At 48.6% G+C, this 25,131-nt stretch carries 27 protein-coding genes and 2 tRNA genes; 7 read left to right on the top strand and 22 right to left on the bottom strand.

The window, feature by feature from the left end; translation table 11 throughout:
- Positions 1–42 precede the first annotated feature (42 nt).
- From VD907_04205 to VD907_04195, 3 genes are read right to left on the bottom strand one after another with little or no spacing between them, the layout of a single operon-like run.
- Positions 43–921: a class I SAM-dependent methyltransferase gene (locus VD907_04205; GenBank protein ID HYG84056.1), complete on the bottom strand. Its 879-nt coding sequence runs from the start codon at positions 919–921 to the stop codon at positions 43–45.
- Positions 918–1,679: a class I SAM-dependent methyltransferase gene (locus VD907_04200; GenBank protein ID HYG84055.1), complete on the bottom strand. Its 762-nt coding sequence runs from the start codon at positions 1,677–1,679 to the stop codon at positions 918–920. The genes VD907_04205 and VD907_04200 overlap by 4 nt, the downstream gene beginning before the upstream one ends.
- A gap of 1 nt (position 1,680) precedes the next feature.
- The gene (locus VD907_04195) at positions 1,681–2,340 is read right to left on the bottom strand and encodes a class I SAM-dependent methyltransferase (protein ID HYG84054.1); all 660 of its coding nucleotides are present in this window, start codon (positions 2,338–2,340) and stop codon (positions 1,681–1,683) included.
- A 62-nt stretch (positions 2,341–2,402) separates the two neighbouring features.
- Here VD907_04195 and VD907_04190 point away from each other — a divergent pair, with 62 nt between their 5' ends.
- On the top strand, positions 2,403–2,957 hold the full coding sequence (locus tag VD907_04190; GenBank protein HYG84053.1) for a non-canonical purine NTP pyrophosphatase: 555 nt from the start codon (positions 2,403–2,405) through the stop codon (positions 2,955–2,957).
- Here the strand turns inward: VD907_04190 and VD907_04185 are convergent.
- The 6 genes from VD907_04185 to VD907_04160 all read right to left on the bottom strand — a co-directional run bounded on the left by VD907_04185 (position 2,941) and on the right by VD907_04160 (position 7,635).
- Complete coding sequence (locus VD907_04185; GenBank protein ID HYG84052.1) at positions 2,941–3,525, bottom strand: AAA family ATPase; 585 nt, start codon at positions 3,523–3,525, stop codon at positions 2,941–2,943. The two genes, VD907_04190 and VD907_04185, sit on opposite strands and share 17 nt — an antisense overlap.
- Positions 3,526–3,527: 2 nt before the next feature.
- A complete protein-coding gene (locus tag VD907_04180) occupies positions 3,528–4,610 on the bottom strand; it encodes a hypothetical protein (GenBank protein HYG84051.1) in 1,083 nt (360 codons plus the stop codon).
- Positions 4,603–5,613, bottom strand: a complete 1,011-nt coding sequence (locus VD907_04175) for a monodechloroaminopyrrolnitrin synthase PrnB family protein (protein ID HYG84050.1) — start codon at positions 5,611–5,613, stop codon at positions 4,603–4,605. The genes VD907_04180 and VD907_04175 overlap by 8 nt, the downstream gene beginning before the upstream one ends.
- A 139-nt stretch (positions 5,614–5,752) precedes the next feature.
- Positions 5,753–6,277 carry a hypothetical protein gene (locus tag VD907_04170; protein HYG84049.1) on the bottom strand — a complete coding sequence of 175 codons (525 nt, stop codon included), beginning with the start codon at positions 6,275–6,277 and terminating at the stop codon, positions 5,753–5,755.
- An 892-nt stretch (positions 6,278–7,169) separates the two neighbouring features.
- Positions 7,170–7,244, bottom strand: a tRNA-Glu gene (locus tag VD907_04165).
- 103 nt (positions 7,245–7,347) lie between these two features.
- A complete protein-coding gene (locus tag VD907_04160; GenBank protein HYG84048.1) occupies positions 7,348–7,635 on the bottom strand; it encodes a hypothetical protein in 288 nt (95 codons plus the stop codon).
- A 124-nt stretch (positions 7,636–7,759) separates the two neighbouring features.
- On the opposite strand from VD907_04160, the gene VD907_04155 reads away from it, so the two are divergent.
- Positions 7,760–8,140, top strand: a complete 381-nt coding sequence (locus tag VD907_04155) for a hypothetical protein (protein ID HYG84047.1) — start codon at positions 7,760–7,762, stop codon at positions 8,138–8,140.
- Positions 8,141–8,190: 50 nt separating this feature from the next.
- On the opposite strand, the gene VD907_04150 is transcribed toward VD907_04155, so the two are convergent.
- The 4 genes from VD907_04150 to gltX form a co-directional block, all read right to left on the bottom strand.
- The gene (locus VD907_04150) at positions 8,191–8,571 is read right to left on the bottom strand and encodes a response regulator (GenBank protein HYG84046.1); all 381 of its coding nucleotides are present in this window, start codon (positions 8,569–8,571) and stop codon (positions 8,191–8,193) included.
- Position 8,572: 1 nt separating this feature from the next.
- Positions 8,573–10,096 (bottom strand): ATP-binding protein, encoded by a 1,524-nt coding sequence (locus tag VD907_04145; protein HYG84045.1) that lies wholly within the window; start codon positions 10,094–10,096, stop codon positions 8,573–8,575.
- Positions 10,087–11,196 carry a DUF3048 domain-containing protein gene (locus VD907_04140; protein ID HYG84044.1) on the bottom strand — a complete coding sequence of 370 codons (1,110 nt, stop codon included), beginning with the start codon at positions 11,194–11,196 and terminating at the stop codon, positions 10,087–10,089. The genes VD907_04145 and VD907_04140 overlap by 10 nt, the downstream gene beginning before the upstream one ends.
- Before the next feature lie 99 nt (positions 11,197–11,295).
- On the bottom strand, positions 11,296–12,717 hold the full coding sequence (gene gltX, locus VD907_04135) for a glutamate--tRNA ligase (protein HYG84043.1): 1,422 nt from the start codon (positions 12,715–12,717) through the stop codon (positions 11,296–11,298).
- 259 nt (positions 12,718–12,976) lie between these two features.
- On the opposite strand from gltX, the gene VD907_04130 reads away from it, so the two are divergent.
- Both VD907_04130 and VD907_04125 read left to right on the top strand, forming a co-directional pair.
- The gene (locus VD907_04130) at positions 12,977–13,150 is read left to right on the top strand and encodes a stress-induced protein (GenBank protein ID HYG84042.1); all 174 of its coding nucleotides are present in this window, start codon (positions 12,977–12,979) and stop codon (positions 13,148–13,150) included.
- A gap of 290 nt (positions 13,151–13,440) precedes the next feature.
- Positions 13,441–13,959: an NUDIX domain-containing protein gene (locus VD907_04125; protein ID HYG84041.1), complete on the top strand. Its 519-nt coding sequence runs from the start codon at positions 13,441–13,443 to the stop codon at positions 13,957–13,959.
- A 55-nt stretch (positions 13,960–14,014) separates the two neighbouring features.
- Here the strand turns inward: VD907_04125 and VD907_04120 are convergent, their stop codons facing one another.
- Positions 14,015–15,019: a hypothetical protein gene (locus tag VD907_04120; protein HYG84040.1), complete on the bottom strand. Its 1,005-nt coding sequence runs from the start codon at positions 15,017–15,019 to the stop codon at positions 14,015–14,017.
- A 275-nt stretch (positions 15,020–15,294) separates the two neighbouring features.
- Between VD907_04120 and VD907_04115 the strand changes: the two genes are divergently transcribed.
- Positions 15,295–16,737: a PEGA domain-containing protein gene (locus VD907_04115; protein HYG84039.1), complete on the top strand. Its 1,443-nt coding sequence runs from the start codon at positions 15,295–15,297 to the stop codon at positions 16,735–16,737.
- Positions 16,738–16,751: 14 nt separating this feature from the next.
- On the opposite strand, the gene VD907_04110 is transcribed toward VD907_04115, so the two are convergent.
- Entirely contained in the window at positions 16,752–18,041 is a 1,290-nt protein-coding gene (locus VD907_04110; GenBank protein HYG84038.1) for a sortase, read from the bottom strand.
- 60 nt (positions 18,042–18,101) lie between these two features.
- On the opposite strand from VD907_04110, the gene VD907_04105 reads away from it, so the two are divergent.
- A tRNA-Leu gene (locus VD907_04105) sits at positions 18,102–18,189 on the top strand.
- Positions 18,190–18,208: 19 nt separating this feature from the next.
- Here VD907_04105 and VD907_04100 read toward each other — a convergent pair.
- From VD907_04100 to VD907_04080, 5 genes are read right to left on the bottom strand one after another with little or no spacing between them, the layout of a single operon-like run.
- On the bottom strand, positions 18,209–19,102 hold the full coding sequence (locus VD907_04100; GenBank protein HYG84037.1) for a hypothetical protein: 894 nt from the start codon (positions 19,100–19,102) through the stop codon (positions 18,209–18,211).
- Between the two features lie 29 nt (positions 19,103–19,131).
- Positions 19,132–19,923, bottom strand: coding sequence for a hypothetical protein (locus VD907_04095; GenBank protein ID HYG84036.1), 792 nt, complete (start codon positions 19,921–19,923; stop codon positions 19,132–19,134).
- Complete coding sequence (locus VD907_04090; protein ID HYG84035.1) at positions 19,923–20,420, bottom strand: 8-oxo-dGTP diphosphatase; 498 nt, start codon at positions 20,418–20,420, stop codon at positions 19,923–19,925. The genes VD907_04095 and VD907_04090 overlap by 1 nt, the downstream gene beginning before the upstream one ends.
- Positions 20,417–20,809, bottom strand: coding sequence for a nucleotide pyrophosphohydrolase (locus VD907_04085; GenBank protein HYG84034.1), 393 nt, complete (start codon positions 20,807–20,809; stop codon positions 20,417–20,419). The genes VD907_04090 and VD907_04085 overlap by 4 nt, the downstream gene beginning before the upstream one ends.
- A complete protein-coding gene (locus VD907_04080) occupies positions 20,806–21,603 on the bottom strand; it encodes an exodeoxyribonuclease III (GenBank protein HYG84033.1) in 798 nt (265 codons plus the stop codon). The genes VD907_04085 and VD907_04080 overlap by 4 nt, the downstream gene beginning before the upstream one ends.
- Before the next feature lie 117 nt (positions 21,604–21,720).
- On the opposite strand from VD907_04080, the gene VD907_04075 reads away from it, so the two are divergent.
- Positions 21,721–22,251, top strand: a complete 531-nt coding sequence (locus tag VD907_04075) for a hypothetical protein (protein HYG84032.1) — start codon at positions 21,721–21,723, stop codon at positions 22,249–22,251.
- A gap of 85 nt (positions 22,252–22,336) precedes the next feature.
- Here VD907_04075 and VD907_04070 read toward each other — a convergent pair whose 3' ends face one another.
- Together VD907_04070 and VD907_04065 are read right to left on the bottom strand one after the other, a co-directional pair.
- Positions 22,337–23,707, bottom strand: a complete 1,371-nt coding sequence (locus VD907_04070; protein ID HYG84031.1) for a UDP-glucose/GDP-mannose dehydrogenase family protein — start codon at positions 23,705–23,707, stop codon at positions 22,337–22,339.
- A gap of 189 nt (positions 23,708–23,896) precedes the next feature.
- Positions 23,897–25,123, bottom strand: a complete 1,227-nt coding sequence (locus VD907_04065) for a hypothetical protein (protein ID HYG84030.1) — start codon at positions 25,121–25,123, stop codon at positions 23,897–23,899.
- Positions 25,124–25,131 lie beyond the last annotated feature (8 nt).

The raw sequence follows: 25,131 nt of genomic DNA, 5'->3' as shown, positions 1-25,131 counted from the left end.
TGAATTACTGTTCGTCATGACAAATAGTTTATAATAGACCAACTATTTATGTAACTCAATAAACCATACGGCCTTGTTGACTGCCATGGTTGCGTGGGGATGCTCTTTTGCATAATCTAACTCTTCTTGAACTTGATAGTTTCTCTCCTCGTTCAGATTATCGAGGGCGGTGTTATCGATTTTGAAACCAGCCTCTCTGCACATTTCTAAAAACTCGGTAAATACACTCAAGTATCCCCAGCATTCCTCTGGGCCACGCAAACCTGCTTCGGTAAAGCGTACACCGCTTTCATCTTTCTGAAACACATCGCCGATCAAAACTTTGCCGTCAGGTTTTAGAGTGCTAAATAGAGCCTTTAGAATCTCGAGTTTGCTTTCGTAGGCAACATGACAAAGTACAAGATTAGTAACCACATAATCAAACGCGTCTTCAGCAAAAGGCCATTCTGCCGTGTTAAAGTCATATTCCACATTTTCAATCGAGGCAAAGTTTTCAAGCAGGCCTCTTTCCCTGAGTTTCTCAATGCCTCTTATCGTAGAAGCCTCCTGGCCCACCGACCAAGGCCCGGATATATCGCTATTAACCAGATTGATTTTAGAAGCTATCGAGGCAGGTATCGTCCTGGCAATATCCAGCGTACCCGCTCCTAGATCCAGAATCGCGGTTTCGCCCTCTTTATCTTTAATGTAATCCTGAAGAGCGGCAACTACCTTATGGCGAGCATACGTTTCAGGAGTACTATTTTCCAAAGAGCCATCTATAGGACTAACGAAATCAAACTCGCCTCGATAGAATCCGTCTTCAAAATCATAATTCTTATTTATGAAAGGACTATGCGGCGCTTTGTCGTTTTCTATATGTGTGTATTTGACGCCATTAACAACCTCTGTTGGGAACTCCCCTTTAAAAACTCGGCTCATACCAAATCCTTCTTACACACGGTGACAATTCGGGTACTATCCAGCTTTTTATAGTCGCTGATATATTTTCCATACTGTTCGATATCCACGAAGTCCCCTCGGGACAATAGGTATCTTATCTCTTGTGGGAAAAACATCCGAAACTTAGTTACGTTGGAGTTTAGTTTGCCATCTTCTGTTTCTACTGTTTTTGTTTCGGTGAGTATTTGGGATGCTTCATCAATTTCGTGATGGGCTATGAGCTTTAAACCAGCTTCAGTGTAGCCTTCTTTACTTTCACCAAAGTAATTACCATCAAAGGGCAATTTCTCTAGGTATGCGATAGGATTGAAGACGTCAAAAATAAACTTGCCGCCAGGGTTTAATAGTTCACTTACATCCTTTAGAAACTTGTCCAGCGCATCATTATCAGTTACATAGCAAAGAGTGGTGCAGATGCAAATAATTACATCAAACTTGTCTTTAAATTGGCCAATGTCGGTCATATTCATTTCAAGGAATGTGCAGTCGGGGTAGTGCTCTTTCGCATAACGTACCATGTTTTTATTAAGGTCAATCCCCGTCACGTCATGGCCTAATTTCTGAAGCCTATCAGCATGCATCCCTGAGCCGCAACCGATGTCCAGTATTTTTAAAGGTGCCTGATCTCCGATGACTTTGTTAATAAACCGAGTCTCTTTATCTAAACTATGACCCCTTAACAACTCCCAAATATCCGGATTATTGAAATAAAATTTGTCAGATTGATCTTTCATCATACTATCTCTTTACAAAACGTGCTCTTAATACCGTTCGAGGGCCCGTGTTTTCCTCTTTGAGTTCTTCAATGTATTCTTCTTCCAAAAATAATCCCGCATCCTTCATCATTGAATAGAAAAGCTCTTTTGGAAGAAGCGTCATTAGCAAGCCTTCCTTCGTCTGTACGACTGTACGCTCGTCGTCAAGATATGTATAGGTTGGGTCTAAATCTCTGTTTGTGAAGATATTTAGTAGAATAATCGCCCCTTTTTTGCATACCCGGCTAAGTTCACTTATTGCTTGCCTGTACTCTTCTTGAGACTTGGCTTGATGAAGCACACCTGTAGTAATCACAATATCAAAGAAGTTATCCTGAAAGGGAATCTCAGTAATGCTTCCTTCTTTAATCTCTGGCGTATTATCTAACTTTAAAGCATCAACACGAGCCTTCGTTGCTTCCAACATCGCCGAATTGATATCCACTGCGTAAGTTTGGAACCCTTTAGTCACGAGCAGCTCAGTATGGCGACCACCACCACAGCCCAAGTCCAGCGCTTTTATTCCAGCGGCCTCTTTATCTGGGTATCGTTTCAAGTATTCAACCATTAAAGGGTCAGCGGGCTTGCCTTTAAAGTACTTTACGTTTGAATTATCATTCCAGAATTTATAATCTTTTTCCATGATGATTCACTCTCTCCTGTAAACTATGTTATTGTCGCTTAAATTAAAGTAAAATGTTCTATATGACTAACCAGATATACTTACTTACCGGCAATCAGGGCAAAATTGACGCAGCTAATCTCATTTTCAACCGTTACGATATTCAGGTTCTGCCATTAGACCTTGATATTCCAGAGATTCAAGCCGCTTCTAGCGTTGAGATTGCCCGCGCAATGGCGCTAGAGGCATTCAAACGCACAGGCAAACCCGTTATCCGTGAAGATCACAGCTTCTTTATTGACGAGCTGGGTTTTCCAGGACCGTTTATGGCTTACATTGATAAAGCCATCTCGGTCGAACAACTGCTTAAAATCGTCGATACGCTAGAAAGCCGGGATGCGCACTTTGAGCTTGCGGCTTGTTACGTTGATGCCGAAGGCGAAGCCCATGACTTTTCTTACTCGGTTCCTATCACACTTGGTCATGAAATTAAAGGTACAGACAAGCTTCGCTGGGAAAGGCTTATGATGTTCAAGAGGGATACCAAAACCTTTGCTGAACTTGACAAAGATGATCGGGCCGAAGTGTGGACGAAGAATTACGAACAAATTGCTGAACTTATTAGTAAAGCTCTATAGCTTTACTGGCAATCAGCCGTAGCACTTCTTCCGATTTCGCTTTTAGCTCAACTACTGAGCCCGTATTTTCGATCCTATAATCTGCAACGCCCTCTACTTCTCCTAAGCCTAACGCCAAGTCAACTTCAAGCAGATCACAGAACTCTTCGAACGACATTTGAACCTTTTCGCGTTTCAGGTAGCGCTCATACAGCAATTGGCTAGGCGCATCAATCCAAACAATTTCATGTTGCGCATGCGGCCGTGAAGCCTTGAGCTTCTGGATATTATCGTATGACCGCATCCCATTAACTGCTACTAGGTTACTGTCTTCTTCAGCACCCCTTATTAGATTATTCAAATAAGCGTCAAAGAAGTTCTCGTCGTCGGCGAGCTTTTGTTTTACGTAGTCTTTAATATCTAGATTTTGATATTCCTCCTCTCTACCCCTGTATAATCGTCTCATCATTGAGCCGGTTTCAATGACTCGGAAACCATGCTCCTCAGCTAAATAGTCACAGAATTCCGTCTTTCCAGAAGCATGGTGGCCTACTGGATAAACGATCTTGGGTTTAATTATTTCAGACATATCTACCGTTCTACTGCTACAGAATAAGCGTTGTTATGTATGGTGGTTACAATCGTTTTAAGATCGAGCTTTCTAAACTCTTCTTCAATGTGCCCAAGATCTTTAGTTAGTGCAAAAAAACCGGGGCCTACGGACGAGAGAGATAGTATTTCTACTCGCGAATCATCCTTTAGAGGCCGCATTTTTTCCGCTAATTCAACGAGCCCAGGATAGACAAACGAACAATTTTTAATACTTCCCATGTCCCAACGGTAATCAAAGATCAATTCTTTGCACTTTGACAGATCACCGCTGCTCAAAGCGGGCATTACTTGATGGACAAGCCTGTAGGCAATTTCTTTGCCGTAGGTATTACCCGCAGTGCGAAAGCCCTCCATATTATCGACCTCCGCTTCTAGAAGGGTGCGAGAATCTGGAGCGGTAAAGTCACTTGGGATGCCAATAACAACGCTCATATCGTCGGGAATATTAAAGGTGTAAATTGGGGTTGCTTGCCCGGCAAGTATAATCAGGCCTCCTTCAAAATGACCGCACACTCCGGAACCGCCAATACATTGAACCGGCGCTAGCTGGGAGTCATCGCCCTCAACCTCTTCTCCATGATTTTGCGCACAGTATTTCACAAGATCAAGGCTCTTAATCGGTTTTCCGTACAGTTCGTTAATAGCAGCGGCAGTTCCAGCAATAAGCGAACTGCTAGAACCTAGTCCGCAGTGTTTTAGGTTGGTCGCATCATCAACGTCAATCTTAAGGCCGTGTTTGAACTTCAGCGCAGCTTTCATAAGGAGAGCCGCATGCATAATAAGGGCTTTACGAGGCGATCTTTCAGTAATGGAAATGTCGGAGTTTGTCTGATCTACCTCTACGGTTGTATGCTTGAAAATCGATACGCAGAAGTCAATCTGGCCCGCTTCATAAATAAGATTATTGTTGTCCGATATCTTTGCCGGGTCTAAGGCCATCGCCTCGAGCCGCGAAGGATAGCCGACGGTCAGTTTATTGTGTCTTAGGGAGACATCATCGCTAACTTCTACAGTATTGAAAACCGTTCCTACGGTAAATTCTTTAAAATCAGTCTTATTCATGTCGTGACCCCTCAACCCGAGCTATAGCTCGTTCAGTTTTATCAATCAGTACGTCTAGAATGTCGGGCTTATACGAACCGCTACCTACGGCATCATCAGGCCGTAGTTTGAAGTTGTCTTGGGCAATTTTTCGGTGTGGATAACGGAATTTTCTGATCTTTCTTAGGAGATCAAGTGCTGCTTGGCGGGAGTCGTCACCCATTTCAGGCTCTTGAGTAATGAGGCTCACAACGCTTCTATCGCCATTGTTTTCAAGATAATTCTCGATAGCTCTTTGCTGGACAGGGGTGAGATAACCTACGTTTTCCGCAAAGAAAGCGAGATAATCAGGGTCTTGCTCTTCGCATCCCCACAGCATAAAATCGATTGCGACCAATTGTATTTGCGCGCCGCCTGAACCTGTGTATTTTTTATCGCCAATCGTTAAGGATTCAAAATAGGGACGCATTTGGGAAGAGAAGAACTCCGGCGTCACCGTCCGCTTAACTTCAATGATTGAACGTACCATCTCATCCATTGCTACGCCAGAATCATTGAGAGCAGCGACAAGGCTGCTTTCGCGCCCGTAGGTAGAAATATTGCCAATGTTATCAACTGCACCGTCTAAAGCCACAATACTTCTGCTAACGGCATCAATAAACACTTCTTCTTCAGGCGTGCCCGTAAAAGAGCGTCTGCGATCACCAGCCGGATTAGCTGCCGTATAAGTAAAAACTGTACCTCGCGGAACCGTTTTTGCAGCTTCACTTACCCTTAAAAGTTCTGCTTCTAGCTCTGGCATTGCTTCAAAAGGATGCACTTCGTGACGGAGCAGCGAACTTGCCAGAAAATCCATGTCCCGGATTATCGCAAGCGCATCAGTTTGCGACATATTAACTTGCCGCTGGCTCTCCTCAAGAGCCTCTCTAGTGACAACCTCAAGCCCCTTGACATCACCTTCAGCGTTCAGCTCAGGCAGTATTCTCATCGCCTGATCAATCTTAAGCGGGTCACGTCTAGCCACCTCATCGTAAGAAGGAAAATCTAATCTGGGTCCGAGCGTCTCTAACATCATCTTCATCATTATTCTGTTATGTCATGCACAACAATAAATACTTGGGACAAGCTTACCAGACTCTGCCCGCCAGGGCAACAAAAGAAGATTAATTATCGATCGAGCTGTGTAAAATTTGGCGGATTAGTTCGCCCTTTGATATGCCGATCTTGTGGGATTGAATAGTGAGATAATGGTCAATCTCCCTCGTACTCATAAAGCTGGTGCGAGTTGTGAACATTTGCTTTTCCGCAAATTTTATAAAATCATCAAGTACTTTTTTGTAAGTTTTACTATTGTATCTCTTGATCTTCATTCCTCGCGAGGGTATATCTCCGATCACTCCTGCTGGGCGACCTTTCTCGGTTGCTCCATAAAGGTATAGGCACGGTTTTGATAGGTGGAGAGCATACGCAAGCTGGAATCCAAGTGTTTGGCTCGCTCGGCTCATTTCACCAATAAACACGTCGGACTTATTAATCTTTTCTATAATATCGCTATACGAGTATTCTTCATTCGGGCTAGTCACATCATGAAGATAATGAAATACCTGATGATTTTTCCTCAGGTGAAGTAGTATGCCGTTTTGGTCCGCTGCATCGCCTAATGTTGATGATGCAAAAAATATCTTCATGTTAATCAATATTATACTATCGTTTTTAATCTCTTGCAAAAACGATAGCACTCAAGGTAGCGTAGGTCTTTTATGTGATATACCTATTTTCCTTCGGGAAACAGGTCAACTTGCACTTGCTAAGGCAAGATGCAGGTTCTTATTAAAGCTCTTTTAGAGATTTTCTTAGGTTTAATTCTTCAGGGTCGTTTGACCATATACTATCGTCGTCGGCCTTTGCAGACAGTAACGTAGTCATCGTGGTTGTAAAGATATTTAGGTCTTCGGTTATTGCGCCTCGGCGTTTTAATAACTTCTTCTCCTGGGCACTACCAGGACAAACAAAGAGGATATCTGGAAATTCACTTCCTGTAGCGCCCCATTCTTCGCTTTCGTATACTCAGCATATTGCTTGAGTCATCTTTGAAGAACGAAGCTAGGCGTACCCGAATCAATCACGTGCAGAAAGAACCGCTTTGTCTCGTCCTGGTGCTTGAGCGAAATAAAATCATCGGGCAAGGGCTTGGGGAAATATTCATAGTTGCAAGCTCCGGCTTGGTAAATATTTTTATACTGTCGCCATACATTATCTTCAACTGAGTACTTACATGAAAAACTACTAAGCAGTGATCGATAAATTGCCGCGAGACACTTCTATTTTTATAAATGCTTTTGCTAACACTATCGGGAATGTCGGAGCGAACTTCAAGTTCTGGCGAGGTCAAATATTTTGTGGAACACCTTGATGAATTGCTACTCCAACAGATTGACCCGATCAAAAAAGCCCAGCTTTTCGGTGTCATTTTTGGCTACATGCCAACAGTCGAAGAAATAAAATGTGGAACACCAAAAACACCCCTTTTTACAGGGGTGTCTCCGGTCTTTCAGTTACTGAAAGCAGAAAATGATCTTATGGTGACCCTACCGGGAATCGAACCCGGGTTACCAGGATGAGAACCTGGCGTCCTAACCGCTAGACGATAAGGCCGTTAACGGTTGAATAATAGCATAATAATTTTTTAAAGTCCAGATTGTTGCTGTACCCGCGAGTAAGTAGATCTACTCGCGGGTACAAGCCGCCAAAGGATCCATCAGAGGTCAGGAAGCTCCTTAATATCAACGAGCTCACCACTAATGAATTCGATGCAAAGCTTTCTAATCTCAGGATCGGTCATGGGTTTTTCGCCGTGCTTTAGTTCCCCCTTCTTGGATCGCAGCCACATGTCAATCTCAGCACCGACCTTCTCAAGATTTGAGATGGCATCGGCATCTTTGACGTGTTGTGGGCGTGCCATGTATTCTGCGATGCCAAAACTGACAACGACGGCGAGCTCACCAACAGGCTTAAAGAGGAGTTGGTTTTTGGACGGTCGGGACATTAGATATCCTTCCTGTGGCAACCAACACATATCATACACCTATTCCACATCATTGTCCACTTCTTTTTCTCGCGTGGGCATGCTACGCTAGCTAGGCCCTTGTAGTATGTGCTTAGGAGTGGCAGTGTATGAACTTGCTCAGCATGCAGAACTTGAAGGAGTGACCGTAATTCGGCTCGAAGGCGCCTTGGCTTCGATGCGCCGACGATTGGTGGTGGATAATTTTATGTCGGTGTTGGTTGTTGGCATTGAGGCAGACTCAGCAGAGCTTCCCGTGCCTTTTCCTCGGATCGTATGCCAGGTTAATCATCGCTACCGAACACTGGTTATCTGGTGCGACAAAGCCGAAGCTTTTAGACTCGAGAAACTAGTGTTGTGCATTTGTTTGCCTAAAACCTTTTTGGGTTTCGTCGAAAGCGCCGACATGCATGAAACCACGTTGTTTTCATCGGTAGCGGTAGATGACTTTCCAGAACGCCGTGGCCGCCCGCGACTGGTCAGTTGAACGAGGCAATCGGCTCAGCGCCACACCGCGCGCTGAGCCATATTTATAGCTTATTTTTTGAGTGTTTCGATAATTTCAAGCAACTTGCGTGGGGTAATATCTGCTTTAATCAAATAGGCGTCTGCCCTACTCTGCATCGCCAAGCGCGATTCTTCATCTTGATCAAAGTTGGTCAGCACGATAATACGGCTATGAGGGATTTTGTCGCCGTCTTTGCCGCGTAACTTTTCGAGAATTTCGTTGCCCTTTTTTTCGGGCAGCATAATATCAAGCAAAAGTAAGTCGTAGTGTTTACTGGTGGCGGCCGCAATTGCGTCGCTGCCGCTGACTACCCAGTCAACCTCGTAGCCGGCTTTCCGTAAGCTGCGGACATACATTTCACCGATAAAGCGGTCGTCTTCGATGCATAGTACTGTACGAATATCTGTCATATCACCCCCGATACATGGCGTGGTTGCGGATCCAGCCGTTTGAATTTTCTATAATGCCTTCGTTACTATTATTGCTTGCGGCGAGCTTATCGGCAACGGTTTTATAGATTGGCAGCGTGAAACTAAAGGTTGAACCGTGTCCTTCGGTGCTACGAACGCTTATGGTGCCGCCATGCGATTCAACGATGGCCTTTGAAATGTATAACCCCAGACCCGAACCGGCGGCTGTTTCGCGCGAGCGGTGTGAACGGTAAAATTTAGTGAACAATTTTTGGATGATTGGCGCCGGGATGCCAATGCCAAAATCTTGCACACTAAACTCGACAAACTCCCCCGCTACCCTGGCGCTGATGACAATTTGGCCGCCTTCGTTGCTGTATTTGATGGCGTTATCCACCAAGTTAACAACCACTTCGCCAATACTGGTTTTATCGGCAGCAACAGTAGGCAGATCGGCGGGGATGTCGGCTGCCAGAAGTCGATTTAAGGTGTGGGCCCGTAGCTGTAGGTCGTCGCTGACGCCAGCAAATAATTGACTCGGGCGTTGTTCGTAAAGATACAGCTTAAGATGTCGGCGATCGTAACGGGCAGCGCCGAGGATATTGTTAACGTAGCCGCTTAAGCGATTGGCAGACACGCTCAGGCGGTCCATAAGAGCCTTTTGGTCGGGCGCAAGTTTATCGGCGAGCTCATCGGCCAGCACATCTAAATAGCCGCGGATAACCGTGATTGGCCCGCGCAGTTCGTGGGCTGCCAGGGCGATGAATTCCATGTGTTCTTCGTCGGGGCCGTAGTCTTTGGTGCGGTCGATGGTCATGATGATGGTTTCCACGCCAGCGGAGCCATTTTTATGGTACGAGGCAAACACATCGTAATAACGGCGTTCGCCGGTGTCAGTTTTTTCGGCGACTCGGCTCCAGGCCTGTTCGGTGGCGATACCGTTTTCTTCGCTGTTTTTAAGCCAGGTTTCAAGCGAGTTATTTTGGTCGAACAATAAATTTATTGCTCGGAAGTCGGTCGGGTTTTCGCGCAAAGGCGCCGCGACATTATAGTGAATGATAGTACGGCTAGCGTCGAGCACGATAATGCCAAATGGCAGCTGAGAAAAAATATGGCGATAGAGCGAGCTTGAAGTGTCTTTTTTGCCTCCGCCAGCGAGCGGCCGAGCGGCCAGTCCGTAAATAGCCAGCACGAGGTCTTTGAGGCCGCTGCGAATGTACCTTTCCTCATTCACCGGTAGCGGCGCCTCTTGGTTGGCGCTGTTACTCGCGTGCGTCACGGCGTCGGCAATCAGTTTTGTGGGTTCGGTGGCAATGGCAATGGTTATAGCAATTGCCATGACCTCAAGCAAGCTGAACGGCAGGAAAAATAAGAGCAAATAGTCATGGCTGGCTATGCCAAAAGTGGTTGGCGCCGATTGTAGCCAAAAATACAGTAGCACCCCAACCAATACTTGCAGCAAAAAACCAACTAAGAGTAACTTTACTTGAAAACGGGCATGGAAGTTCTTGAGTTTTACTGCCATGTGACGCTCCGGTCACTCGGAAGTGCCGTGACCCAGGTTTGGCCACGCACTAGTGGAATTGGCTGGCCAGCTTTTGTGAGAAACTGAATTTGCTGGCGTTTGTGGTTTTTGCGCCAAGTGCCTTCAACCACCTTACCTTCTTGGAAAATATAGGCCTCCCCACTGCCGATAAACTGAATTTGCTCGCGCCAACCATCTTCGAAGCCCAAACTCATTTTGACTTTCATAACCACCACTACTTTTGGCGCGATGCGGCCTTTTTCGCGGTCGAGGTGCGGCTGTCCGCCCTGCGAGCGCGGATAGTTTTTAGCCCGGGCGTCGTAGGTGTAGCTGGAATTATAGGTAGGGCTTGAAATATTCACCTGGATGGCGGTGGCCTTTTTGCCTTGTGTTGGTGCAGGTGTAGCGCCTGTCTTGGGGATCTCTTGCCGCAAAAAGCCCTGTACTTTTGAAGTGGTATATTTCTTGGCTCGATTTAGGGCATCGAGATGGCGAAAACTGGTATACACATTGTGCGGCGCTTCGCGGTCGGCGGCTCGCCAGTAGGCGCCATCGTTAAAGAACTGGTCGATATCTCGATAGCCTCCGCCGCGCACTTCTTGCAGCGACAAAAAGCTCCCGCCAACGTGAGCAATACTGGCGTCAAACGGCGCTGCCCAGGCTAAATAATATGGCCGCAAGCTACGCACTGGCCCAATGAGCTGCGGCTTTTCTTGCTGGTAGATGACCTGAAAGCGCGTAATGCCACCTTCGGCGATGGCTTCAAACACGACGCCCGATTCCTTTAGGCCAGATTGTGGCCGAGCGTCGGGGCTGTTTTCGATCATGATGGCTGTGGCGGCTTGCTTGGTAGCGGCTTCGTCTTTTACTTCAAGGCCAGTCAGTGGCGAATAATGGCGTTTTTCTGGTGGCGGCTGGTAACTATAACCTGTGTGAGATTCGGGAAGCGGTTGATTAACTAAAACCAGCAGCAGCACTCCAACCGCAACAATACCCCCTAGCGCCAAGAAGAAGTACCGAACGGTGGTGTGATCACCTAGTAACCTGTGAGTCTGGGTTTTTAGCTTTTGCCAAAGGGCTAGTATTTGTTTTTGCTGCATTACGTACCTATTATAACAAACTGTTCTAGCAGCCGTGATTTCTGAGAAGCTCGAAACTACCCGGGCAAGGTTTACAGCGTACTTATAGAGCTGCTCGCTTTAGGCTGTCATGAAATTGCGAATGCGTTCAAGCACGCGCTCTTTGCCAAGTAGCGCCATGGTTTCGGCTAGGCCGGGGCTAAAGGGTGCCCAAGTGGTCACTATCCGCAGCAGCCCAAATAGGATGCCAGGTTTTTGGCCAGTTGTTTCAAGTAGCTTGTTCAAGGCTTCTTGCAAGGCTTCGGGGGTAAAGTCGGTGGCTTCAAGGCTATCAAGGCATGTTTGAAGCAAAGCTTTTTGTTCTTCGGGGGTAAGCTTTTTGAGCTGTTTATTACCCGTAATTAGGCTAAGATCGGGGGTTGGCTCAGCAAAGAAGTAGCGCGTCAATAATGGCAGGTCGGCCAAGGTTTTGAGCCGATCTTGTACCAGGGCTAATACCTGCTTTTTATAGACCTCGGGCGCGTTGTTGGCTTCTTTGGGCCAGAAAGATATGCTCCGGCTATGTAGTTCATCCAAGCTTAAACGGCGAATCCACTGGCCATTGAGCCACAAAAGCCGTTGTTCATCGAAGCGGGCGCCGCTGCGCTGTACGCGGTCGAGGCTAAATTTTTCAATTAATTCGGCTTCAGAAAATACTTCTTGCTCAGTGCCATCGTTCCAGCCGAGTGAGGCGATAAAGTTAATCAGAGCTTCTTTGGTGATCCCGTCCGCTAGGTAGTCGAGCACATCCTTGGCGCCATCGCGCTTGCTAAGCTTTTTACCACCAGTGGCGGCCAGAATGTGCGGCACGGTGGCAAATACCGGTGGCGTCAAGCCCAGCGCTTCATACAGATTGAGGTAATTTGGCTGGCTGGCAATGAATTCTTGCCCGCGAATAATGTGGGTAATCTGCATTTCGGCGTCATCAACAATATGCGCAAAATTATAAGTTGGAAAACCGTCAGATTTTATAAGAATGAAGTCGTCAACCGCTTCAGCCCCAGCTGAAAGCTCCCCCATCACTTCATCGTGCCAGGTATAGTTTTTTGGCTCAGATTTAAACCGCAGCGGCGTGGTACCATCCCAGATTGGTGGGTTTTTTGGCCGATGATCTCGGTATAAAAAGGCACGTTTTTCGGCTTTGGCGGTATCTTTAAGGCCCTGGAGCTCTTCGGCGGTATACGGGTCGGCATATGCCCGGCCGCTGTCGATCAGCTTTTGGGCCCAACTTTTGTAAATTGCTAGGCGCTCACTTTGGCGGTATGGTCCGAAGGGTCCACCGATATCCGGCCCTTCATCGTAGTGCATGCCAAGCTCGTGCATGCATTTCAAGAGGTGGTGCGCTGAGCCTTCGACTTCTCTTTTTTGATCAGTGTCTTCAAGCCGCAAAACAAAAGTGCCATTTGCGTGGCGTGCGACGAGCCAGGCAAAAAGAGCAGTACGGAAGTTGCCAACATGCAAGAATCCGGTCGGACTGGGGGCAAAACGAGTACGTATTGACATAATGGTTCTACTATAGCATGTTTTTTTGGATTGTCGCTGGAGCGCTATGTAACTGGCAGCAAAAGTTGGCATATGCCGGTTGATTATGTTTAAAACTTTTGTATTAATTCCCTCCGGTAGATTAGCCGGTTCGTTTGGCACTGTGAAATAGCTCACAGCTCGACAGTTGCATCGATAATAGTAAATCACTAGCTGGCTCACGGCTTAAAATAGCCAGTGCCGTATAGTAAAACTTACCAACTTAACAAAGGAGGCGCGTATGGCAAATGGTACCAGCAATCGCGGTTTGGGTTCAAGTAAGATGAGCCCGGAAAAGAAGCACGAAATTCAAAGCAAAGGCGGTAAATCGCAGGGTAAACAAAACAACCCGGCTAACTTTACAAACGATCGCAAGAAGGCCAAGGCCGCTGGCCAAGAGGGTGGAGAGAAATAATTATGTTCGGTGGTGATGGCATTGGGGAGTGAGAATCTCCTCTTTAAGCTATAAACTAAACACCGCTCCTGCCAAGAAATGACAGGAGCGGTGTTTAGTTGTTGGGCTCGGAGGGTTACATTCAAGCGAAGGAACTTTCTGGATGCCCTTGAGTGCGACGCCGCGAAGAGTATCACCGGCATCTGTCAGCGCGATTATGCCTATTCTTTTTGCATAATTTATGAGTAGTTGTTACATCAAGGCAGTAAGTCGTGCTTGTAAAGCTACCCCACCCTATTTATACTTGCTGCATGAAAACGATTCTCACGCTTGACCAACGAACCTTCGATCCATCTGCGGATATCGCCGATCGCGAAAACTACAATCTTCGCCGGGCGGTGCGAGCGGTTGTTCGTGACGCTGAGGGCGCGGTGGCGCTGCTTCATGCGCGCCAGCGCGATTATTACAAACTGCCTGGCGGTGGCGTCGAAGGTAGCGAAGAGCTACTGATAGCGCTCGAGCGTGAACTGCTTGAGGAGCTAGGCTGCCGGGCAAAGGTAGAGCGAGAGCTGGGCCAAGTAGTCGAATGGCGTGATTATTGGCGCTTGCAGCAGCAATCGTTTAGCTACACCGCGGAAGTAATTGGTGAAAAGGGTCAGCCAGAATTCACCGAGAGCGAGATTGCCGAAGGTTTTGAAATAGTGTGGGTCCCGAATGTAGCTGCTGCAATTACCATGGTAGAATCTGTGCTGCTAAGCGCCGATCTACCGGTGAAGTTTATGGCAACGCGCGATGCCGCTATTCTTAAGGCAGCCCAAGCAGCCTTGTAAGCCAGCTAGTTCAACATGGCCAACCCGGTGTCTAGCATTGAGGCGCCGGTTGGATTTACATACTGGCGGCAATGTGTTCGATTTGGTTGTACGACAAGGGCGAATCGCCGTAATCAATCTCGTGCAGTAACCCGCCGTTCACCCAGACTGCTTTATTGCCAAAAGTATAAATCGTCAGGCCCTGAACGCTATGAATGTTATAGGCACCGTTTGATTCTTGCAAGACGTAATTGTCAAGCACGGCCTGCGAATCCCAGTCGCTCTCTTTTTGGGTGATGATATACCCTTGATTGCTGGTGTTAGCGGCGTAGCGAATAGTAACTTGACCTTGGGCGTATTCTGGTGGGCCGTTAAAGCTATAACCATCTGGCTGGTACTCGGGCATTTTGGCGTCAATACCAGCTTGGGCAGCGGCAACACGAATTGAAAGGTTCGGCACGTTGATATACGTTAGGTAGCCACCAAGGAGCACTAGCGCCAGTGCAGAGGTAGCCACCGATAATACTTTGGGGTGCTTATCGAAGAAGCGACGCTCGGGGATAGCGCGTTTAGTTGGCGCTTTCTCGAGGTGTTCACGCAGCAGCTCTTCTTTGATGGCACGCGAACTAATAGGTTGTTTCGGTGTCTTTTGTGCGGTAGTACTATGATGTACAAACTTGCGCTGTAATGCTGGCTGAGCGGCTGGTGCTTGTTTTACAGTGGGCTTGGCGGGCTCGCTTATTGGCTGAGAAGAAAATTTCTGAATCTGCGGGCTGCGCGTCATATGAACCCGCGGCCGTTCTTTTACTGGAGGGACGTTAGAGGTTGGTTTTTTGAGTGCAGCTCGATACAGCGTACGCGAGCGGTCGAGTCGACTATGGACGGCAGCAGCAGTAGCGGACGATCGCTTAACGACTGGCTGTTCGGGAATGCGCACTGATGGCGCGATATCTTGGACGATTTTATTTGCTGCAGGTCGTGGTGCGTGAGGTTTAGCACCGTCTTCAGCTGATGAAACTGCCAAACCGGTGGTGGCATCATACGCCTGTCCGTTAATAGTGATAATTGATTTCCCCGCCATATTTCTCTTTTGCTTCACGTGTGCTTATGCTTAATGAACTATTACTATGGTATGCGCATCTTGTAAAATCTGCAAGGCCTGAATTCCAGAAACCTGCGCGGCCGATTGGGGAGACTGTGAATCGATTGCAATAATCGATTTTCAGCCGAATGCTTCTATAAGCTTCCAGTGGAAGGTTATAGAAAAAGAGTGCTCCCCAATCGGCCCGCTGGTTTCTGGAAACTGCTCTAAAGCCAAAGCAAGCTATTTCCCCGAACAATTGCTATAATGATGCCATGCACCAACATACTTCCAAGCGACGCGAAGTCGCCTTCCGATTCTTTATTTACGGCGTGATGAGCGTCGCGGTTATTGTTATTTCTTTAATCTGTATTTTACTGGTTCTCGGTTACCGCTTTGATCAAGTCAGCGGCCGGGTGGAGCAACAAGCGCTGCTGCAGTTTCGCAGTTTCCCTAATAATGCCGCCGTGTTTGTTGATGGCAAAGATGCCCGCTTAACTACACCAGAGAAAATGACGATTAGCCCCGGGCACCATACGGTGCGCTTTACGCGGCCAGGCTATCACGATTGGAACAAAACCTTTACCGTAAAATCTGGTGATTTGCTGTGGCTGAATTACGCACGCCTGATACCGACCGAAATTACTACCGAAGCTGTCGCCCACTTTCCAAAGCTTGCTAGCACGCTGGCCTCTCCCGACCGGCGGTGGATTGCTCTGCTTTCCGATGCCAAAAAACCCACCCTTACCTTCGCTGATATCCGTAACGAAGCCGAGCCAGTAGTAAACGAAATGACGTTGCCGCCTGAAAGCTATACCATGCCTGGGCGAGCCGCCGGCAGCCTTAGTTTTGTAGAGTGGGATTTTGGGAGTCGCTTTATGCTGGCGAAATATACGGTGGGTACCACCACTGAATACTTGCGAATTGATCGGACCGATCCAAGCGCCACCATAAATATCAGTCGGCAGTTGCGCATTGGCATTGACGACATACATTTTATCGGTACGAGTGGTAATGTGCTGTTCGCACTCAGCCAAGGTACTATCCGCAAGATTGACCTGCAAGCTGGTACCATTTCACGGCCGCTTGTTACTGATGCTGATTCATTTATTTTATACAAAGAAGATACCATAGCTTTTACCGGCACCCGAAATAATCAACGCATCGTGGGTATGTATAAAGACGGCAAAAGCGAAAAAATCATCAAACAATTCCCGAACGATCGCCAGCCACTTTTTGTCACCGCAAGCAACTACTTTTACGATGACTACATGGCGATAGCCCATGGCACCAACGTAGAAATCTTGAAAGACCCTTATGGCCAGAGCCGAGAAACAAAGACCGTTGCCAGCTTTACTTTTACGCCCGGCGTTGCAACCCTTCGCTTCTCTAGCAACGGACGGTTCGTGCTGGCGCAAAACGGCGGCGAATTCACGAGTTACGATCTTGAAACCAGCAACAAAGCCCAGGCAGACATGACCGATCTTGGAAAACCAAGCGGTCCTTTGCGCTGGCTTGACGATTACTACGTTTGGAATGATGCCGGTGGCAAGCTGCACATTGCCGAGTTTGACGGCACGAATCAGCGGTTTATCAATGCCGTGGCGCCGGGATACGACGTTACTTTAAGTGAGAATGGTAAGCGTATCTTTAGCATTGGGCGCAACCAAACAACAAAGCAGTTTGTACTACAAAGCGCTATAGTTGTTCCAGAATAACACTTCTTCTCGTTCTAGCGACCACCGCCAAATACCCGCTCGAGCAGCGTTGGGGAATTAGCCGGTAGCTGAGCTGGCTCGTTAGACGTGTTTTGCTGCGGAGCCGATGACGCACCCGCTGGGTCGGGGCTAATTTGCTCAGCCACAACAATCAGGCGTTTTAGGGCCGTGCCGGGAGGCGTACAGGTTAAAAGCGTGACCAAAGGCTTATCGGTTTTTTGGGTTAGTTTATGAATGTCGGTTGGTTCGATAACTTCTTTATAGCTCACGCTGTAAGTGTAGCGGGTGCCTTCGTAATGAATATAGAACGTGTCGCCCTTTTTTAGCTGATCAAGCTGGACAAAAATAAATTTGTAGCCGCCATTATCGAAGACGTCGTTACTCGAGTGCCCCAGAAGCACAGTGTTGCCTACTTGCCCTGGAACGCTGTTGGCTCCCGGGATTGGATAGTGCACGACCCCGCTTTCAAGCGCTTTTTGTACGGTCGGCTCGGCAATTGAATTAAGGCCATAAACGACTGGCGCTTCAACGTTTATTTTAGGAATGATTACCTTTGGTTCTTTACTTACTTTAATATCGGTCGTTGGGTCGAGCACGATATTTTGTGGATTGATACTTCCAGGGCTGACGTAAGCGTGTACCTGGGCTACTAATACGCGGTTGTACTGCAGCACGGCAAACACCAATCCAACTACAACCGCGCTAATTATTGGCATAAAATGGCGGCTTTTACGAACCGCAGCAGCCCGAGTGCGGATCTTTTGCAGCAGATCATTTTTTAGCTCGTGCGTGGCTTCTGTTGAGCTAATAATCTGCGGGGCGGGCTCTACTGCTGCTGATGATGTGGCTGGTAGTGCTTGCGTGCGGGCAGCAGCTTGCGCTTTGGCTTCGAGCTGGCTACGGGTGGCGTGCAGCTGGTGTAAATAGTAGCGTTCATAGTATTGGCGGTAGTAGCTTTGCCAGGCGCTGTGATACTGCTGCAGTTGTTCGGGGGCCTCGGTCATGACAGATGGCCGGGTGTGAGTGCGGCCATAAACAGTTTCGGCCGTGGCCTGCTGGATATCTGGTTGCGGAGGGGCAGCTTGCTGTGATTGCAAATTATCGATGGTTTCTTTATGTGGTGGATTAGTGCTATAGATGGTGTCTATTTGCGAACGGACAATATCGGCGGCAGCGGCATGAGTTTCGGTGTGTGGCCGCTGATTTTGCGCAATTGGTGCAGGCACCGGGCCTGCGAGGGGTCGGTGTGGCGGAACAACGGGCGTGTTGGGTGATTGTGGATTGAATGGTAAATTTGGTTGCATAGTAGATTATTTCTACCTTTTATTGTACAATCCTAGGGTAGTGAACGCCAAATAGTTTATGCCGCGGTGGTGGAATTGGTAGACACGCTAGACTCAAAATCTTGTGAACATTTTGTTCGTGCCGGTTCAAGTCCGGCCCGCGGTACCACGGTGAATATATAGATGAATTATGCCCCGATTTGTTCGGGCGTTTTTTGTGTTTCGCTAGCGTCGTGTTTATGCTCGGCAACTTCAAAGACTTTATTGTGCATGTAGGTAGTTGCTGCTTGGATTAGCTCTTCTTGATGATCGGTGCTGGTGCCCTCAAGCTCGGCAATAATCGCTCGTGGAAGGGTCATGTCATCGAGCCGGAAAGTATCTTCTCCGAGCGTATTTGTGGCCTCCTTTAAAAAAAGCATGGCGATGTCATCGTCGTAATGTAGCGGCTGCAGACCTTTCGCTTCGCGCTCACGATTCTTTTGATTGATTGTAGTGTCAGCCATTTTTACTTGAGCCATTACTACGTGAGTGTAGGTATTATTTTCATCTGCTAAATAAAAGACCAGGTCGCTGGCACGCGTGCGGCCGTAGCGGTCGATTTCTTCGGAGGCCGGCACGGCATAAAACGGTGCATCAGGATTGTAGCTATATTCACGAGCCGCCAGAGCTTGGAAAGTGATTTCAGCGATGCGCCCGATTTTTTCCCGAATAATGCCATGATTTCTTGCCCGTTCTTGGGGGTTGTCCGAGGCAAATAGTTGCGCCTCGGCTTCATCGAGAATACTTAGTTCAGTTTGTAGTAATTCGCCTAACTGGCCATAGCTGGCTTCGATGTCGGATTGTATTTCGCTGGTTTCTGTAGGAGTGAAGCTTTCGGGCTGCTCTAAGAGATGCTGGATGTAATGGAACGGTAGCCCTAGCCGTTTCGCTTGAAGTCGCGAACGCTCGTTGTTGCTGGCGGTTAAAGGGATGCGTGCATCGAGTAATTCCCCCGCTTCTTCAATGTAGCCAGCGGCGGCATAAACATCACTGGCGGTTTCGACAGTGCCGAACGGGAAAGGATTTGTCACTCGTTCACTCATAGGGTAATTTACTATAACACACAATCAGTTTAGTAGTCAACTACGGCGCCGGCAGTTGCCTCAAGCGGCCGTTCTGGAAACCAGGCCCAGTATGTCGCCATGCGGCTCGCAACGCTGCCGCGCCAGATGGCCATTGGGTTGTGCCATGACATAGTAACGACCTGGCCGCCGTGAGCCATAACCAGTTGCTCGTTATGCAGTGTGGCAATCGTGACTGGATACGTAATAGTAAATTTATGCAGCGCTTCGACTAAATTTGCCAGCTGCATGCTAAAAGTTAGTACCTTGGGGTAGTAAATCGTCTGAAACAGTTTCTGGAGTTGGGCGAACGACAGCACCAACAGTGTCTGTGGCCGTTCGGCAATGGTGCTAGCCGCATTTTTTAAGAGGTCGATTGCATCGCGCGTAATAACGGTGGGCGTGGCGTGCATCCGGAGTAATGTTTCGAGCACGACAGCGGTTTCAGAATTACGCCCCGTGTCGCCAATATATAGGGCAACCGACGCCCAGGCCATAGCGGCGTGGAGCTCCGGTTCGGCGTCTTTTGAAAACCCTCCGGAAGTATTAGTCGGGACAAAAATAACCTCCGAAATGTTTTTGGGCAGGTTTTTCTTCAGTGCATTTGGCAGTAGAATACGCGTCGTACCAATGCCGCTTCGGGTGGCTTCTTCATGAGCGCCGACCACCGCTGCAAAACCTAGCGAATTACCGCCAATAATCGCCAGTCGTCCGGCGTGGGTCTTTTGTTCTGGCTTGCTCCATTCAATATCGGGAAAAAGCGCCTTGCCTGGCTCTTGCCGTTGCCAATAATCGTAGAGCATTAGCGGGTCATGTCGCTTTCGTGTGGCAATGTATCAACCGAGCTGACGGTGTGTTCCAGAAGCTCGTGCTGATCGTTATAGCGGAAGGTGCCGAATACTTTGGTGCCAGTGAGTGCTTTGGGTAGCCAATGGTGATCGGCTGGCCACATGGCTTCATAGGGGATATCAGCTTCATCAAACCATTCGGGCATCATTTCGTCGCTTTCGATTGGTTCGCCTTGCCAGTCGTGGCAGAAGTACACATACGCCAAGCGTTCTACCGGCTGGCCGGCTTCTTGTTCTAAAAAGACGAGCTCGGCCGCTGGTGTTAGTTTCAGCGGTCGAACACCAATCTCTTCTTCGCACTCGCGAATTGCGGCCTGCTGGATAGTTTCGTCAAGCTCAATTTTTCCACCAACGCCATTCCACTTCCCTGTCCCGTGGCCCCGTTTTTTCATGGCTAGCAGAGTCTGGTTGTCTTTCCTTAGAAAAAGTAAAGTTAAGTGTGGGTCGTTCATAGTCCTTTTTTAGTATAGCCAGTTTTTTGCTGCAGCCATACTTTTTGTTGTTCATCGCTAGTTTTGCCTTTAAAATGCTCGGCCGGATATTTTTCGGCGGCTTTTTCTAGCTTGGCGGAAATGGCTTTAGGAATGTCGATGTCATAGCGGTGCGCGAATTGAAAGGCATAGATCAAAATGTCTGCTAGCTCAGCTGCGAGCTCGTCTTTTTTGCCAACTGGTTCATCCTGCCACTGATAATGCTCAAGCAGTTCGTTGGCTTCAAGGGCAATCGAAATCGCCAGGGCTCGCGGAGGATTGCGTTGCCAATCGCGCTGCACCTGATGGTCCCAAATGATCTGGCTGATTTCTTCGAAAGTCATGTCGCTTTGTGCGGCAGGTTGGCTCATATATTTAGTTCCAGGCTAACTGGGCAGTGGTCGGAGCCCATGACATCGGCGTGAATTTTGGCTGACACAATGTTGTCGCGCAGGGCTTCGGAAGCTAAAAAGTAGTCGATCCGCCACCCAACGTTGCGAGCACGGGCATTGGCCCAGTGGGTCCACCAGCTGTAGTGACCATTGCCTTGAGTGAACAGGCGGAAAGTGTCGATAAATCCAGCGTCAAGGAACTTTTGGAAACCGGCACGCTCTTCATTGGTGAAGCCGTGTTTACCGATGTTGGGCTTGGGGTTAGCGAGGTCGTCTTCGGTGTGGGCCACGTTGAGGTCGCCGCAAAAGATCACCGGTTTGGTTTTTTCTAGAGTTTTACAGTGCTCCAAAAAGGCAGGATCCCACTGCTTGTCGCGAAGACTAAGCCGCGATAAGTCGCCCTTGCTATTTGGGGTGTAGACGGTCACGATATAAAACTTTTCAAATTCGGCGGTAATGACTCGGCCTTCGGCATTTGGGTCGCCGTAGCTATCAGGTACGATGCCATGTTTTTTGGCGATATCGTCGGCAAAGCCATTCACCACACTCAGCGGCTTAGTTTTGGTGAAAATTGCCGTGCCGGAATAACCTTTTTTGGTGGCGGAGTTCCAATATTCTTCGTAGTCGGGCAGGTCAATTTCGGCCTGGCCTTGCTCGGCTTTGGTTTCCTGGAGGCATAAAATGTCTGGCTGATGAGCTTCGATAAACGGGAGAAAAGTCCCCTTCTTGACGACGGCGCGAATACCGTTGACGTTCCATGAGTAGAGTTTGATTGTCATACCATAAAGTATAGCAGACGATCTTGCGGAGCCACCAGCGCTTGTCGCACTGTTGACCATGAATAGATTGATAGTATAATTACAAAGCCACTTCGAGTGTGAGGACGAGCCATGGCAAAGCTTTCAATCGAAGATCAGATTGCGCGCAAACTGACCAACGGGAGCGCTTGGCTGGACGAAGCTCTGCTGGATAATGTTGAGAGAGAGCTTCGTAGCCGGCTCTCTGGCCCGGCGTACACTCTTGCGTCCATCGTTCTCAAGGAGCTATATAATAACGGCTTTGTGCCGCGTAAGCGAGCGTTTAGCTTGCTAGCCAGCGGGAATGCTGTGGCGCTTAGAATTGCGACGCCAGAGGTCTACGCGGTGTTGGTAAGCCCCGACCAGCCAGCGGCTTGGCTGCTGACGGAGGTCACCGATACCCAGGCTGAGCAGGTGCTTAGTGAGGCTGAAAAGATTTTTCGACATCGCAACACCGACCAAGCCATCAAGCAAATCGTGACAAGGTTCATCCAAAAAGTCCTGATTGCCGATTTCGGCTTTGTGGAAATGCCGGTAAGTAAAGTGAACCTTGAACAAGAAACGCCCGTGCGCGGGAGCCTTGAATGGGGAGGTATGCCGTTTAGCTGCCGCGAGTGGGAGTAGGCACAGTGCATATGAACGCGTGATCCGCCCGAGGAAGTGTAAGAAACACTTCCTCGGGCGCTTTTAATTAGCTGCTCTTAACGCTTCAAGGGGCGCTCACTACCGATGGATTATCCGAAATCTTAAATACCGGCGCATTACCAGGCTGGTACATCTTCCCTACTCCGTGGTAGCTAAAGCCTGCCTTTACGGCAGCTGCTTCATTCACGACATTCATGCTGTCATAAATATTCTTGCTGTTTACGGCACTAGCAAGTGCCGGAAGGTCGAGCTGCTTATACGCTTCCCAGGGTGTTAAAAATACCTGCAAATCGCTGCCCTTAGCGGCTTCGAGTGGGTCGTCAATAAAGGTCAATGAAGGATGTGTCGCGATTTGTTGTGCTGCAGGAATGGCGTGCGGATCGGTGGCACGTACGGTTATCCCATCTTCAAGCAGTGCTTCAATAATTTTTAAAGAGAATGAGCTACGAACATCATCGGTATTGGGCTTGAACGATAGCCCAAAAACAGTAAGTGTTTTCCCTTCGCCCAGCAGGCGGCGAATGGTGTCAATGACATGACGCAAATGGCTTTTGTTGTGTTCGCTAGCACCGCGGAGTAATAGTGCCGGTGCTCCTACTCGTTCGCTACTTTCAATCAGGGCGGCAATATCTTTTGGCAAGCACGGTCCGCCAAAGCCAATACTTGGCGATAAATAGGTGCCGCCAACCCGAGGGTCCATTACCAGTGCTTGCGCCACGTCGTTGACATTGACATCAAGTTTCTCACAAATCTCGGCTACATCATTTATAAATGCCACCCGGGTTGCGAGGAATGAATTGGCGCTATATTTTATCATTTGAGCGGTTTTTGCGTCGGTAATAATAGCCGCCCCACCGAGCCCATAGAACAAGCCGGCTACCTCTTCAGATATAGCAACGTCATTCGAGCCGACAATAGTGCGCGTGGGGTGAAAGAAGTCGCGAATAGCCGTGCCCTCAGCCAAGAACTCTGGGCACGACACAAAAGTGATTTTGCCATTTTCTTTTACCGATTCAAGCCCCTCAAGCTCATTGAAAATGCCAACCGGCACGGTAGATTTTATAATCAGCAGTGTCGGGCTCGTGGCGACGGTGGCAATAGCAGTAACGGCACTATGCAGCGCCGATAGATCGCTTCGGCCGTTGGCGTCTTGCGGTGTTTGCACACTAATAAATACATATCGCTGTCCCGTGTAGGCTTTTTCAAGATTATCAAAAAAACGCAGTCGGCCATTTGCAAGGTGTTTTTGTAGTAGTTCTGGCACTTTTGGTTCAAAAAAAGGTGGTCTGCCCGATTGTAGTGAAGAAATTCTTTCTTTATTTATGTCGTAGCAGGCAACAGTGTTTCCAAGTTCAGCCAGGCCAAGGGCTGTTATGAGCCCTACGTACCCCGTCCCTACCATTAGTATGTCTTTTCCGGTGTTTTGCTTGATCATAATTCCGCCTCACTGCTTAAGGTTGCCTGCTTTTGGTAGGTATATTCTAGCAGACTTTGGCGGAAAGCCAGCTGTTAAACTTACTCTTTCGTCCTTTTGGACTCGTCAGTATATCCGCACAGATATAGAGAGTAGTGGGGCGTGCTGCTGCAGTGATGCAGCAGCACGCCCCTTTAGGGTTGTTTCACTCTACTTCCAGTCCTGCAAGCCGAGGTAGGCGCCAATGCCACCCGACTGACGGGCCAGGTTGGTAAGATCAGAATTCTCTGACACGCCAACCTGGAAGGCGTGAAGGAGCTTGCCGTTCACTACCGACAGCGAAGGCACGGTTGCCTGGCCGTCAGTAATGAAGACGATCTCTGGGTCGCGAAGATCGCGGTCACCCACGATTTCTTCAGAGCGTTTGCTAGCTGCTGTCAGTGTCCCCGTGAACTCGGTGGTGTATCCCATGTACTGAGCAGGATCACTGACGATCCGCATCAGCTCTCGGGCCGACTCGGGTGAGTCAGCGTGAAACTCTTCTTCACGTAATGCGCCATCGAAGAAGCGCAGGTACAGCTCGGCGTCGCCATCAATAACCGCCCGAAGGCGATTCATGACGATGCCCGCAGCTCGACTAGCGCCGAGACGTCCATCGTGAAGCATCGATCTAGATCCGTCAACTACCATGAACAGCAGCTGCTTCTGGGTGCGCCGAGTGCGCGATTCGCGCACGGGCAACTCACCAGAAACAGCACGCTGTATGCGCAGCTGCTTCGGAAGGGCCCAGGCAGCTTGTGCCGCCCGGCCCAGTTCGCTTAGTTCTTTGATGTCTCGCAGCACCACCTCTTCGCCGTTTGGGTCTGGCGTGAGCTTGCTTTGACCGTGGAGTTCGCTCAGCTCGCTGAGCTTACGCCCGATACGAAGCATCTCGTCAACTTGGAGGCCGCTCATCGTCAGCTCGAGCCCGAGAAGAAGTGCTTCTTCGTTGGGCTCATTGCCGCCGACAAACGCTTCCAGCATCTCGATATCTTGCTCGCTTAGAGCGTCAATCTTCTTGAATGCACCGGCGAGAGCTTCGATGAAACTTAGCTCGACGGCGATTTGAAGAATCCGCAACACCCACAACCGCTGCATGGCCCTGAACAGCCACAACAGGCGCACGGCCTGCGTTGGCTTGTTGTAGCCGGGCAATTGGTTGAGGTCCACTTCCACAAGTGCGTCGTAAAGCTGATGCTGGTATAGATGCAGGTCTCGCTCGAAGCTTTCAATAATTACCCACTCGGGGGTATTCTTGTTGCTGTTTCGAGCCAGAAATGCCTGTGCCTCGCTCATTGCGTGAACGGCGGTTTCGGCCTGCGCCTCGATCTCGTCGAACGGACGAATTTCAGCACCAGCAGTCTTCGCAAGCAAGTCCCAGACGAAGTCGAACTCCATTTCGGTGA

The sequence above is a fragment of the Verrucomicrobiia bacterium genome (assembly GCA_035629335.1).
Taxonomy (GTDB): Bacteria; Patescibacteriota; Saccharimonadia; order Saccharimonadales; family Saccharimonadaceae; genus DASUUR01.
The sequence above is the reverse complement of the archived record's forward strand: the minus strand, read 5'-3'. Positions and strand labels throughout refer to the sequence as shown.